This is a genomic window from Campylobacter sp. 7477a (genome assembly GCF_014892335.1).
Classification (GTDB): domain Bacteria; phylum Campylobacterota; class Campylobacteria; order Campylobacterales; family Campylobacteraceae; genus Campylobacter_A; species Campylobacter_A californiensis.
The window spans coordinates 129955-142485 of record NZ_JADBJH010000002.1; the positions used below are offsets into that span (position 1 = coordinate 129955).

12 protein-coding genes are annotated in these 12531 nt (G+C 38.5%); 3 read left to right on the forward strand and 9 right to left on the reverse strand.

The features are described from left to right. Positions 1-82 precede the first annotated feature (82 nt). From CCAL5182_RS01405 to fliW, 5 genes are read right to left on the reverse strand one after another with little or no spacing between them, the layout of a single operon-like run. On the reverse strand, positions 83-541 hold the full coding sequence (locus CCAL5182_RS01405; protein ID WP_169936383.1) for a type IV pilus modification PilV family protein: 459 nt from the start codon (positions 539-541) through the stop codon (positions 83-85). Then, positions 541-1419, reverse strand: a complete 879-nt coding sequence (locus CCAL5182_RS01410; protein ID WP_336610068.1) for a prepilin-type N-terminal cleavage/methylation domain-containing protein — start codon at positions 1417-1419, stop codon at positions 541-543. The genes CCAL5182_RS01405 and CCAL5182_RS01410 overlap by 1 nt, the downstream gene beginning before the upstream one ends. Continuing rightward, on the reverse strand, positions 1416-1994 hold the full coding sequence (locus tag CCAL5182_RS01415; RefSeq protein ID WP_169999739.1) for a prepilin-type N-terminal cleavage/methylation domain-containing protein: 579 nt from the start codon (positions 1992-1994) through the stop codon (positions 1416-1418). The genes CCAL5182_RS01410 and CCAL5182_RS01415 overlap by 4 nt, the downstream gene beginning before the upstream one ends. Beyond that, positions 1991-5734, reverse strand: coding sequence for a hypothetical protein (locus CCAL5182_RS01420; RefSeq protein ID WP_336610069.1), 3744 nt, complete (start codon positions 5732-5734; stop codon positions 1991-1993). The genes CCAL5182_RS01415 and CCAL5182_RS01420 overlap by 4 nt, the downstream gene beginning before the upstream one ends. Positions 5735-5778: 44 nt before the next feature. Then, on the reverse strand, positions 5779-6162 hold the full coding sequence (gene fliW, locus CCAL5182_RS01425) for a flagellar assembly protein FliW (RefSeq protein ID WP_169936392.1): 384 nt from the start codon (positions 6160-6162) through the stop codon (positions 5779-5781). Positions 6163-6304: 142 nt separating this feature from the next. On the opposite strand from fliW, the gene CCAL5182_RS01430 reads away from it, so the two are divergent. Together CCAL5182_RS01430 and lon are read left to right on the forward strand one after the other, a co-directional pair. Next, positions 6305-6952, forward strand: coding sequence for an outer membrane protein assembly factor BamD (locus tag CCAL5182_RS01430; RefSeq protein ID WP_169936394.1), 648 nt, complete (start codon positions 6305-6307; stop codon positions 6950-6952). A gap of 17 nt (positions 6953-6969) precedes the next feature. Continuing rightward, the gene (gene lon / locus CCAL5182_RS01435; RefSeq protein WP_169972137.1) at positions 6970-9381 is read left to right on the forward strand and encodes an endopeptidase La; all 2412 of its coding nucleotides are present in this window, start codon (positions 6970-6972) and stop codon (positions 9379-9381) included. Between the two features lie 90 nt (positions 9382-9471). Here the strand turns inward: lon and CCAL5182_RS01440 are convergent, their stop codons facing one another. From CCAL5182_RS01440 to CCAL5182_RS01455, 4 genes are all read right to left on the reverse strand, one after another. Beyond that, a complete protein-coding gene (locus CCAL5182_RS01440; protein ID WP_336610070.1) occupies positions 9472-10272 on the reverse strand; it encodes a phage late control D family protein in 801 nt (266 codons plus the stop codon). Next, positions 10263-10448, reverse strand: coding sequence for a hypothetical protein (locus tag CCAL5182_RS01445; RefSeq protein WP_336610071.1), 186 nt, complete (start codon positions 10446-10448; stop codon positions 10263-10265). The genes CCAL5182_RS01440 and CCAL5182_RS01445 overlap by 10 nt, the downstream gene beginning before the upstream one ends. Positions 10449-10550: 102 nt before the next feature. Continuing rightward, the gene (locus CCAL5182_RS01450; protein ID WP_336610072.1) at positions 10551-11420 is read right to left on the reverse strand and encodes a phage tail protein; all 870 of its coding nucleotides are present in this window, start codon (positions 11418-11420) and stop codon (positions 10551-10553) included. Positions 11421-11429: 9 nt separating this feature from the next. Further along, entirely contained in the window at positions 11430-11597 is a 168-nt protein-coding gene (locus CCAL5182_RS01455) for a hypothetical protein (RefSeq protein ID WP_336610073.1), read from the reverse strand. Between the two features lie 90 nt (positions 11598-11687). On the opposite strand from CCAL5182_RS01455, the gene CCAL5182_RS01460 reads away from it, so the two are divergent. Further along, the gene (locus tag CCAL5182_RS01460; RefSeq protein WP_336610074.1) at positions 11688-12311 is read left to right on the forward strand and encodes a hypothetical protein; all 624 of its coding nucleotides are present in this window, start codon (positions 11688-11690) and stop codon (positions 12309-12311) included. Positions 12312-12531: the final 220 nt, after the last annotated feature.

Genomic DNA, 12531 nt, shown 5'->3' on the forward strand with positions numbered 1-12531 from the left:
TGAAAGTAACATTATTATAGCACACCAAGCTTAAAATTTTTAGCTTAAATTTAATAAAGAAAATTAATTTTGTAATAAAAAACTATAGTTTTTGCAGTGTTCGTTTGTGAAAGCTTATTGGATTTGGCGTGATGCTTTCTTCTTCGCCTTCGCTATTTATCTTTGTTTTTGTTGTTACGAAGACATCTAACCTGACTGTTCCTATGCTTTGAGGGGTTTGTATGTCAGTTACTAGCTCGCTATCGTCGCAATTACCAATCTGGCCAAAAAAATGCACATAAACCGAGTAGTCAAAAATATCATTGAAATTTTGATCGGATATTATTGGATTACTAGGGCAACCTTTGCTAAAATCATGGTTAAAAATTTCAAGCATTGCCATTTCGGTTGCACCTTGCCCCAAAAGCTCAGCCTGCTCTCTTAGATAAATTTCAGTTGTTTGTCGCATGCTAGCCATTGATAGTTCGAGTGCTAATATGCCAAGACTTGATATTACTACCACAAAAAATATCGCCGCCAGCAAGCTAAAACCACGCTTCATTAGTATATCGCCTTTGATTTGCATACGGTAAAGTCAAAATTCTTATCAAACATAAGCCCTGACTTGCCTGCTTCGTGCATGCAAAGTTTTATGACTACTACGCCGTTTTGCTCGGTAAAGTTAAATCTAGTCACATTCTCTGCTAATATCGCACTATCTGCATTTTGAAATTTTTCGCCAAGCCATGGTTGATAGTTGTAGTAAAGCTTTAGCGTAAAGTCGCCTCTTTGCTTGCTTTCATCGCTAACAGCGATAGCATATGCGCTGTAAGCTATGTGGTATTGTTCTGAGATTTCGCCGTCGTGAGTTAAATGTATTTTATTATCCTCAACGCTTGTTATCTTTGCGACATCAAGAGAGTTTGTGTTGTTATAGCCAAAAGAAGTTGTGGCATCATGGGCTAAACCCTTAAATATCACGGCTAGGTCGGTTATCGCTACACCAAAGTCATCCAAAATGCCATTTTCTTGATTTAGACTAGAAAGTTTGCTTCCTGGAGTTATAAGACCATTTGCTTTGCTGCTTGGCTCTAAGTCGGCAAATCCGCTATAAATACCATCGTTAAACATCTCTCGAGCGTATGTTATAAACTCAAGCGTTGTGTATTCGTTATTTACCTGATCGTTATTTAAGGGTAGTATGTTGCTACTTGTGCCTTTTCTTGCGATAACGCTTTCTTTTATGCGATAGCTAAGCATTTTTGAGATCTGTTCAAGCACAAGTTCGGTTTGAGTTTGCAGCGAATTCATCGCTTTACTTTGCACATAGTTTTTAAAAACAGTTGTTGTTACTTGAAGTGTCATCAAGCCTACGATACCAAGCACAACGATAACGATGATTAGTTCGATTAGAGTAAATGCCTTTTTTGTTGCTCTCACTGCCACTCTTTAGTATTTAAAAGCCCGCTATCGCCGATATTTACCGCAAAACCACTTAGGGTTACTTCGGTTTCATGACTTTGTTTGTCGTAGGCTTTTGTTTTTATATCTATGCGCTTTATATCGTTGTTTGAGTTGAAGTTAGACACTGTGACGTTGTATGTTGAAGAGAGTATGTAGTCTCTTTCTTTTGTTGCTTCCATGTTTACGTTGCCGGTAAAATTTGCTATGCTTTTTATGTTGGTTATGCTCTCCGGGCAGGCTTTATCTAGGTTAGCTCCGGTTTTTGGTTGAAAATTTCTTCTGCCGTCACCAGAGATGGAATTTGATTCATAAAAATTTGTATCGTTAAATATCGGCACAAGCGTGTTTTCATTTTCGCTTATATAATCGCATGTAAAGGCGGATTTGAGCACCAAAGACATGTATGTTTTAGCGTTTAAGATACTTTCTTGTGTCAAGGCTTTTGTGTTTGCGACATTTGTTTGTTTTATGATGATAGGTATGCTTACACTTACGATAGCGACCACGATCAGCGCTAAAACGACTTCGATAAGCGAAAATGCCTTTTTCACCACTCTATCCTTCTGTTTGTTCTTTCCGAAACTCCTTCAAAGTCGCTACCGCCGATAAATTTTCCTTCGCCCATGTTTTTGCCGTCATTATCTTTGGTTTTTAGCCCAAGAGAGCTACCGCCCCAGCCTCCCTTGTCTAAAAATTTAACGACAAAGTCATTATAGGTGGCGTCTTTGTTTGTTTGGTTGTAAATTAGCCATTCAGGAAGGTCTTGCATGTTGATTTGTGCATATCCGGCCACAGTGCTACTTAAATTTATAGGCATTTTACCATTATTTAAAGTATAGCCTTCTTTGATCCGTGCCTTTGCTGAGGTGGGTTTTGGATCAAAGGTTATTGCAACTGCTTTATCGGGCCCGGCGTTTTTGTCGATATACCAGCCGCCGGTATTTGGCAAGACAGAAGCATTGCTTGCGTCAAATATAGCGCTATCCCAGTTGTTGCAGTAAATTCCATAATACAAATTTGTGTCAAATCCGTTTTTTGGACCTTCTAAATACGGTGCATAAAGTCTGGCGTAGTAAAAATTTGCCGACTTTATTTCATCACCTTGTGGCTTTATATATGTTGTGCCATTGACATTATCAGCGTCTTTTATATCGCTAAATTCAAACTGATCGTTTGTGATTTGAAATGGATTTATGGCTAGGTTTTTTTCTCGTGCAAAATTTATTTTGACTTCGCCGTTAAAAACACCTCTTGCAAAACCTTCGGCGAGTGCATTAAATTTATCATCTTCATTTTGCTTTAGTTTGGAGTCATCCATAAAGTAGTGGATCTTTTCTTTCGTGCTAGCTATGTTTGTGTCAGTGTCACTGCCTGGGTTAAAGGACATGTTAAATTTAACATCTTTTGCATAACAACCATTGCTATACATAAGAGCGGGCTTATCGTTATAAAGCCTTGCCGTGATCTGAAACTGCGCTTTTGCGTAGGTGTGAGTAGGGCTATTGTTGTCGATAGTTTGGCTTAGATAGACTGCTGCTTTATCGTTAGGAAAGCTAAATTTATCTACACGTATGTCTTTTGGTGTAAACGTAAGACTTTGATCTAGCGGGATATCACACCCTATCATGCCATTAATGTTTTCGTTTGATGCGCTACTGTTTATAACGCAGTCGTTGTTTATGCTATCAGTGCTTGTGTATTTGGTGTCTGCCGCTTTTATCGTTGCTAAGCCTATGTCTGGGTAGTAAAAATTTGTGGATTGATCTTGGGCAACCGCTACGCCGCCTGTTTCTTTTGTTAATCTTCCTTCGCCATGTTTTATATCGGCGTTAAATTTTAGCCCTTTAAGTTCGTCAAGCTCGATGTCGCAACCGTCTGGATTTGTTTGCGTAAATTTGATATCTCCTATCCTTGCACCAAAGTTATCATCGATAGTGCCACCGTATTTAAGGGCTTTGATGGTGATGTTGTCATAGTTTTTGCCGCCTATGAGAGAGTTGATATTTTGACCATCTTCTTGTAGTATAAATTTGTCCGGTCTAACAGCAAATGAGTCTGAAGAGCATTTTTCTATGGTTTCGTCAAATTGGTTCTTATATACCATTTTGAATTTTAAGAAACTATACGATCCGTTTACCAAAACTCTTTCTATGTCAAACTCCGTTTTGCCTTTTGTGTTTATCTCGCGCGCCGTACTTTCGATAAAATCCGCATCACAACCCCCGGAAACAACACCAACCGTCATTACATCGTCTTTTATAAATATGGCAGGAGTCGTAGCTACGGCATTATTTTCATCAAAAAACATAAGCTTGACATCAAACGCTCTTCCTGAAAGTTGTGTAAATAAGCTTCTTTTTTTGTTTTTTACATAGTTTTTATTAACAACGTCTATCTCGTTTTTTTCCGGAAGTATTGTTTCTATTTGGTATTTTTTACTTTCGCATTTGCTTATAAAACCGGACTCGTATTTATAGTCCATGCTTTTATTTTTAAATGACACTCTATAGTCGATTGGCTTAAATTCGCCGTTTAATACATTTTCAAATCGTATAAGTGCACGATTAATATTATCAAACGACCCTCCTTCGCCGCTGTCCGCTCCCTTTCCTACATAAAAATCTACTAACTTGCCGTTTAAAGTGTATAAATTTGCTTTGTTTACTTCTGAGTCTAGTATGTCAAAAGACTCTGAGATACGAGTAGGCACGATATAGGTGTTTTTGATGACATTTTCTGAGTCAAATTCAGCCGTTACAACGACACCTTCGGCTGTTTCGTTGCCTTTATTTTTTATAATGAGTGTATTTTTTAGGATATCACCGATCCTTAGTTGTGTTTTTTGTTTCTCGTCGGTACTTATCTCAATAAAATCAGAATCACCCCTTTTATACTCTATCTTTTCCATGTAGCATACTTCAGGAACATAAAGTATAGTCGAAAAGCCTACCATACCGATATTAGCACGCTCGCCAAGCTTTCTACCTCCAAGATAATATGTTTGTCGTCCTGATTGTCTAGTGCTATAATCTTTTCTTATGATACTTGCGGTAAGCTCTACCGTAGTGCTTGTTTCGCTGTGGCCTATGAAATTTGATAACCCATAAACGTCAAGATCCATTTGGTTGTTGTAAATTTTGTTTGGATTTAAATGCTTGCCGTATTTGGTTATAGTGCTGTTAAGCTGTTCGCCTTGTTGATTGTTTTGTGATGTTACGGGAAGCCATTTGTTGTCTTTTTTGATAGTGATATTTTCTCCGGCCACTTCTTTTTTGGCTCCAAATGTTAAAACAGAAAGAGATGATTTGATCTCGCCCCTAGTTGGCGTATAAAAGTCACTAAAGGTAAGTCTCATACTGTCGCTTCTATATAGCTCTGTGTCTTGAATCCTTATCGGGGCTAGTATAGTAAGACCGTCGTATATATTTACGTTTTTTGGTGCTAGTCTGTCGTAGTAGTCCGTGCCAAAGTCGTATACGATAACTAAAGCCCAACCGCCATAAAAAGGAGCGATCAAATTTTGTTGCCAAGAGTCATCTCTGTATCCGGTCAAGACAAACGGGGTTTGCGTGCTAGATAATATATCTCCTGCGGTAAATGTTCTATTTGTTTTGCTCAAAGTTTGTTTTACTATCTCGGTTACGTCCGCATTTGCTTGATACATAAATTGCATACCGTCAGCAGTGTATGAGCCGTACCATTTTGTATCAGCCTCTTTGGCTGTCAGATGGTGAATTCTGCCGTTTGGTGTTTTAAATTTAATTGTATTAAAATTTTTAATATCCGAGTTGTATCGCTCCCATAAAAATCTATCTGCGCTAAATAGACTTAGGTTCCATTTGTTTGATATCGCTCCAGCCCAGTAAAGCTTTGCAAATATAACTTTGCTTCCGTCTATGTTTTTTTGCTCAAATTCACTCTTGTCGCTAAAATCAAGCGTAGCACTCGATGAGTTAGTCGTAAAATTTATGCCGTCTTCTTTGACAAATTTTATAGGAACACCAACGGTTTCTTCTCGTGAATTTAATGGATTGAAGTTGTATTCATTCTCGGTCGGTATGGATATGGTAGCTCCTGTTACCTCCATGTCGCCGTATATACTTGGCTTGCTGATGCCTTTTTTTGTTAAGACGTTATCGGTTTTTATATCTCTGTATCCATTCTTGCCAAAGCCGGTATTTTCTTTGATGACATCATGGCTTAAACCGTTTGTGTCTTTGTAAATAGCTCCGAGCAAATTTACGCTAAAAAATACAGCAAAAACACATACGATAAATTTTAATCTTATCATTGCAAGCCTTTAGGGGGACTTAGACCAAGATCGGTCTAAGCTGGTTACTTTTGTATAAAGTTTTCTATCTTTTCTGCTTGTCCATACTGCGGATACATGGCAGCGTCAAGCACTATTTGTGATAATGTCATGTTGTCCATATTGCAAACTATGGGAGCTATAAAATTTACAGTTGATGTTTCAAGAGGTAAAGAAACAACAATGATGTTGTAAATTTTAAGCTCACTGCTGTCTTTTATCTGCATAAGCTCTTCATAATAAGTAGGAATTTCAAAGTCATAATCCCTAAGAGCAAAAGGGTTTATCATGGTAAAAGAAGTGTTATCGTCCTTACTTTGAAGCTTTACGAAAAATTTATCGAGTTCTATTATCTCCATTGTTTTAATGTGTTCAAAGCCTAATATCGGACTTTTAACGCTAAATGTCATACCTACTCCTTGTTTTTTAATTTATTTGAGTTGACTTTTATTTTACCATGTTTTAGTCTAAGAAAAACAAAAATTTACAAATTTATGCAAAAATAATACCAAAAAATGTAAAATAGCAAAAAATCAAATTTCAAGGAACACTATGCGTAGGATCTTAAATTTTATTATTATTGTCGGTTTTAGCGCGATTTTAAGTGGTTGTGCAGAAAAATACACAGAACTTTATGATCTCACTCCTGATGAGTGGTATGCACAAATTATCGCTGATATAAAGGATGCTGATTTAGAGAGCGCGGATAAGCACTATGTGTCAATGTCTAGTGAGCACGTAGCAAGCCCACTTTTAGAACAAATGCTTTTGATCCTAGCACAAGCGCATGTTAACGAAGAAGAGTATATACTGGCAAATTACTACCTTGACGAATACATAAAAAGATATGGCGATGGTGCGGCAAAGACGGAATTTGCTCAATACCTTAAGATAAAAGCAAATTTTGACTCATTTTCACAGCCAAATCGCAACCAAAAGCTAATGGAAGATAGCGTGGTTGAGATAGAGAAATTTTTATATATGTATCCAAATACGCAGTATAAGCCGCTTATAGAGACTATGCTTATTAAATTTAAGCTTGCTATCTACTATCTAGACACCCAAATATATGACCTCTATATGCGCACAGGACGTGAAACCTCGGCTGAAATTTATAGACAAAAGATAGAGGCTTCACCGCTAAAAGATGCAAATTTGCTTGAGCCGGTGCTTCCTTGGTATAGAAAAATGTTTGAATAAAATTAGGAGTGATAAATTTGCAAATAAACGATAACAAGACATTACCGGCAAAATTGCCTGTAATTGTAGAAGATGAACTGTTTTTATATCCATTTATGATAACGCCGCTATTTTTAAGTGACGAAGAAAATTTACGTGCACTTGATATTGCGCTAGCTGACGAAACGCCTGTGCTAATAGTTCCTGCAAAACCTCAAAACGACGGAGCTAGGGATTTTGAAAGCGTGTATGACGCAGGAGTTATCGGCACTATCATGAGGCGTGTGCCTTTACCCGATGGTAGAGTAAAGATACTTTTTCAAGGCATGGAAAAGGGTCGCATACTACACGTTATAAATGAAAATCCTCTTGAGGCAATGGTTGATGCGCTACATGTAGTACGTCCTTCGCAGGTTAAAACCGATGCTTTGATCGTAGTTCTTAGAGAAAAGGTGCGCGAACTAGCGCAAGTAAGCCATTTCTTTCCGCCTGATTTACTTAAAACGATAGAAGAGAGTGCAGAAGCCGTGCGTGTATGTGATCTTGTTTCAAGCGCACTTAGACTTAAAAAACAGATCGCTTATAGTTTTTTTATCGAAGAAAATTTAGAGCAGCGTCTGCTTAAGCTAATCGACTATGTTATAGAAGAGATCGAAGCAAACAAGCTACAAAAAGAGATAAAAAATAAAGTTCATTCAAAGATAGATAAGACAAATAAAGAGTATTTTCTAAAAGAGCAATTAAAGCAAATTCAAGCCGAGCTTGGTGCTGACTCAAACCGTGATGAAGAGATAGAAGAGTATCGCAAAAAGCTTGAAAGTAAGAAAAAATTTATGGGTGAAGATGCATACAAAGAGATAAAAAAGCAAATAGACAAACTATCTCGCATGCACCCTGACAGCGCCGACGCAAATACCTTACAAAGCTACCTTGACTGGGTTGTTGAGGTGCCTTTTGAAAATTTAGCAAAGAAAAAGTCGTCTATCGCTGAGGTAAGCAAGCATTTAAATGCTGACCATTACAGCTTAGAAAAGCCAAAAGAGCGTATTGAGGAGTATTTTGCTTTACGTGAATTACTTGAACTTCGTGGTGTTAGCGAGAAAGTAAACAACGGTGCCATACTTTGTTTTGCGGGACCTCCGGGAGTTGGTAAAACAAGTCTAGCAAATTCTATCGCAAAAGCTTTAAAGCGCGAGCTAGTGCGTATAGCTCTGGGTGGGCTTGAGGATGTTAATGAGCTTCGAGGACATCGTAGAACCTATATAGGCGCGATGCCTGGACGTATTGTCCAAGGGCTTATAGAGGCAAAGCAAATGAACCCTGTTGTGGTGCTTGACGAGATAGACAAAGTAGGGCGAAGCTATAGAGGTGATCCGACTGCTGTTTTACTTGAAATTTTAGATCCGGAGCAAAATAATAAATTTCGTGATTATTATCTAAATTTCAATATTGATCTTAGCAAAGTGATATTTATAGCCACCGCAAACGACGTAAGTCAAATTCCTGCTCCTTTACGCGATAGGATGGAATTTATACAGCTTAGCTCATATACTCCACAAGAAAAATTTGAGATAGCTAAAAAATATCTAGTCCCTCAAGAGCTTAAAAAACATGGACTAAAACCAAGCGATATTAGTATAAATAAAGAGGCTCTTGAACTTATCATTTCAGACTACACACGTGAGAGCGGAGTGCGTAATTTACGCCGTAGGATAGCTGATATACTTAGGAAAGTTGCTAAAAATATCCTAACTAAAAATAGCGAGGGCAAAGTTACTATAACGGCTAAAAATTTAAAAGAATTTTTAGAGAAAAAGGTTTATGAGATAGAGCAAGCCGATAAAAAAGACCAGATAGGTCAGGTAAATGGCCTAGCTTGGACTAGCGTAGGTGGCGATGTGCTTCGTATAGAAGCCATACGTATACAGGGCAAGGGCGTGATGCAAATAACCGGGCAGCTTGGCGATGTAATGAAAGAGTCTGCACAAATAGCATTTAGTGTGGTAAAGGTACTAATCGATAATAAAAAGCTAAAAGTTCCGATGGCTATCGTGCCAAAATTTGAAGATGATAAGCGCAAGCTTGAGCCTAGCGATGTTTACCGTAGATATGACTTGCATGTGCATGTTCCAGAAGGTGCAACGCCAAAAGATGGTCCAAGTGCCGGCATAACGATGGTCACAGCCATAGCTTCTATACTAACTGACATAAAAGTTCGCCATGATGTTGCTATGACGGGCGAGATCACGTTAAGCGGAAAAGTACTTCCAATAGGGGGGCTAAAAGAAAAGCTTATTGCTGCTCACAAGGCGGGTATCAAAACGGCTCTTATTCCACGTAAAAACTACGAACGAGATCTTAACGACATCCCTGATGAAGTAACAAAAGATATCAACATTATTGCCGTTGATACGATAGAAGATGTGTTGAAAAACGCTTTGGTTAAGTAAAATTCATTTTTCCCGGTAGGTTTTATCCTTTCTCACATTTTTCGTAAAAAATTTTCTCATTTTTCACCCAAACGTAAAAAATGAGAATTTTTACCCCTCAAACTCTACATCTATCATATAGCTTGTAGTACTTAGATTATGCGATACGCTTTTAATACTAAACTCTATACTTTCGAGTCCCGTTATGCCTAATATCTTTAGCTTTCCGCCCGCTCTTAGCTCGCGTCCGGCACAGGTCAGATTTCCGTTTATCCCACCCCTTTGTAGTTCATTTAGTTTAGCTTCGCCTTTTTTAAACGCCTCATTGTCCGATTTTGGTTCAGGGATTGTGAGTTTATATGTTTGCTCTCCGCCGCCGATCTTCGCTTGTTTATCTTTGCCGTCTTTGCTATCGTGCCACTGTACTATTACAGCTTGGTAGCTGTTGCGGTTTGCTTCCGTGATATTTAGGCTCTCGCACTCGGTCAAGGCTATTTCAAAGCTTGGTAAATTTTCATTCTTTGGGGTTATTCCAGCCCCATTGTTTTCGATACTTTTGCCATCTTTTGAAGTAATGATGATCGTATTATTAGCTACTTTCATAATATAGCCGTATTCAAAGCAAATTCCGTATAAAAAATCAAGATCGCTAATATTGTTTTGCAATGTTGAAGTTATAGGCTGATCGCTTCCGCTTGTTTTTATACTTAGTTTATTTTCATTGGCCATTTTTGATGCTATGGCAAATAGGCTAGTATTCTCCCAGCTTCTACGTTTGGCTATCTTTTGAGGGCTTGCAAAATTTACGGCAGTTGCTCTAACTTCTGTTGTGTTTGCTTTGTAGTCTCTTGCGGCAGTTTGGATGCTAAATTTGCCGCAGTGAAATAGATTGCCCTCGTATCCTATAGCCAAAGCTCCAGCTGATCGCCAAATATAGGCTTTGCGTATACGCCATTTACAACAAGGCTTATTTCGTCACTCTCGCTTCCTTCTTTATCTTCATAATTTAGACTGATAAGATTTGCTTTTATCTTGGCGGTTATGTCGTTACCTTTGGCTAGGAGTTTAAAATTTGGTTTTCTTACCATAGTGTCTTTTCCTTTTTAGTCGCCTTTGCTTTTATCTCAGGCATTTTTACACGATCCCCAGCCTTTAAAACAGCGTTTAAATGGCTATTAAAAGCCAAAATTTCACTGAAATTTTCTAGTGTTCCGTAATGTTGTAGCTCCGCCGTGTGTGCTGTCTATGCTAGCTAGCACACACCTTACAGGTGCTACGCTTAGTGCTTTTGCTTTTAACTGCTTAGCTGTTTCTACGCTAAGTGGCTTTGAAGCTAGTATGCTAAACTCAGCCCAATGCGTGTTACTACCGTATCTGCGCGCACCGTCGTGAGCAAAGCTACCGGCGTATTTTTGACTGAGATTGCCCTCGATTATTAGCGCGCCCGCATCATATGCTTTGACCGCTTCGCGCACCGCCCACGCCGTGCCCTTTTTGCGATGAATTTCAAAGCTCTTTTTTATTTGGCTCACGCCTTTGCCCCATAGCGTCTTGCTCATACCTTTTGGACAGGCGTTTAGTTCGGTTACGGCTTTTAGTTTGTTCATGTTTTCTAAATCCTTGATTTTTATGTTTATTGGGGCTTTGGTTTCGTTTTTTACCGCTAATTTTTTGCTATCTTGTGCGCATACGCAAACATTTTTATCCCCGCCAAACTCCCTATCTCGCACATTTTCCAAACAAAAGCGCTCATCATATCTAGCGTCCACGCCGCCGTCAGAGTCGGTGCGACTATCGCTATTAGTATTAACCACGCTATCCATTGCGCTAAGACCGCTTTCATTGATATTTTCCTTTTTTATATTGCTATTTTCATCGTCGATCCAGATTTGCAGGATTTTGCCTCCGCGACCTACGCCGTCGGTGTATGAATACAAAAAATATTTCGTATCAATAGCTAAAATTTTTTGACAGCTATTTTGGGCTTTAACTACACATCTTTGTAGTTTTCTTAAATTTACGCCCAAAATCGCCGCCGCCTCTTTAGAATTTACCCACATTTTTAAACCTTACGCTACTTTTATCCCGTCTTTTTCAAGCACTTTTTTAGCTTTTTTGCTTATATAGCCTTTATAAAAGCTGCTTAGACTAAGCCCACGCATCTCGCAGTAGTCTTTTAGATCGTATTTCATCTTTTGCTTTACCGCCTTTGCGACAGGCGTTACTCTCTTTTCCATCTTTTGCTCCTTTACTAGAAATTTCATTGCTAAGTCGGCTTTAAATTTTTAGTTATAATTTCACTTTGAAACAATAAATAAGGATTTATCATGCATGAAGCTAAAATAAATTTCGCTTGTCCTAAATGCAAACAAGCTACAGCCGCATATATTTCTACGGTCAAGCTTAATACCTTTGAGTGCAGCCACTGCCATGAAAGGCTGTATGCGGACGCCTTACCGAGATTAGCTCATAAGCTAAGCAAGGAGCTTTGCAAACTCTTTAAAAGACACGCCAATGCATACTTTTATACGAGAATAGAGTTTGAAAGAGACTATGAATGCGTAGATGATACTAACATATTTTTCTCTAATGCGCTTAAAGCCTTTCAAGATAAAGACGCGCTATTTACACCCCCTAGATTTGAGATACTCGCCTATCAGTTTAAGTGCAAAAATACCGCCGTTAGGATGCTTTTGCACGATGATAGCATAGCTCATCCTGACGACTACCTTATACCGACTTGCCACCGATTCTCGTATAAATTTAGCGAGGTTACGGATGAGCCGTATTTGCCGGTTTCTAGCAAAGATACGTCTAAAGAAAGAGACGATGAATTTCTTGGACTATATCTGTTTGACTATGCTGATTTAATTCACTACACAAGACTTTACAACGCATATCTGAGAGCTTTTTCGCAAACTCATCGCACCTTTGCTTGTCTTGAGTGCTAAGCATCTCTAGTCTTTTGTATAGCTTATCATCGCATAAGTCGATAAATTCTTTTGAGTATCCTCTTTTATGCAGGATTGCAAGCACAGCCTCTATCCGCTTGCCAAGCCTAAAATCGGATAGAGAGCTTGGCGCATAGTTATGACATATAGTTTTCATTTTATACCCTTCTGCCGACTTAACAATAAAATTTTAAAGAACTTCATGCAACTTACTTGATAT

Coding starts and splice junctions, on each gene's coding strand:
- CCAL5182_RS01405 (WP_169936383.1), bottom strand. CDS start 541: ATGAAGCGTGGTTTTAGCTTGCTGGCGGCGATATTTTTTGTGGTAGTA.
- CCAL5182_RS01420 (WP_336610069.1), bottom strand. CDS start 5,734: ATGATAAGATTAAAATTTATCGTATGTGTTTTTGCTGTATTTTTTAGC.
- fliW (WP_169936392.1), bottom strand. CDS start 6,162: ATGACATTTAGCGTTAAAAGTCCGATATTAGGCTTTGAACACATTAAA.
- CCAL5182_RS01430 (WP_169936394.1), top strand. CDS start 6,305: ATGCGTAGGATCTTAAATTTTATTATTATTGTCGGTTTTAGCGCGATT.
- CCAL5182_RS01445 (WP_336610071.1), bottom strand. CDS start 10,448: ATGGTAAGAAAACCAAATTTTAAACTCCTAGCCAAAGGTAACGACATA.
- CCAL5182_RS01450 (WP_336610072.1), bottom strand. CDS start 11,420: ATGTGGGTAAATTCTAAAGAGGCGGCGGCGATTTTGGGCGTAAATTTA.
- CCAL5182_RS01455 (WP_336610073.1), bottom strand. CDS start 11,597: ATGGAAAAGAGAGTAACGCCTGTCGCAAAGGCGGTAAAGCAAAAGATG.
- CCAL5182_RS01460 (WP_336610074.1), top strand. CDS start 11,688: ATGCATGAAGCTAAAATAAATTTCGCTTGTCCTAAATGCAAACAAGCT.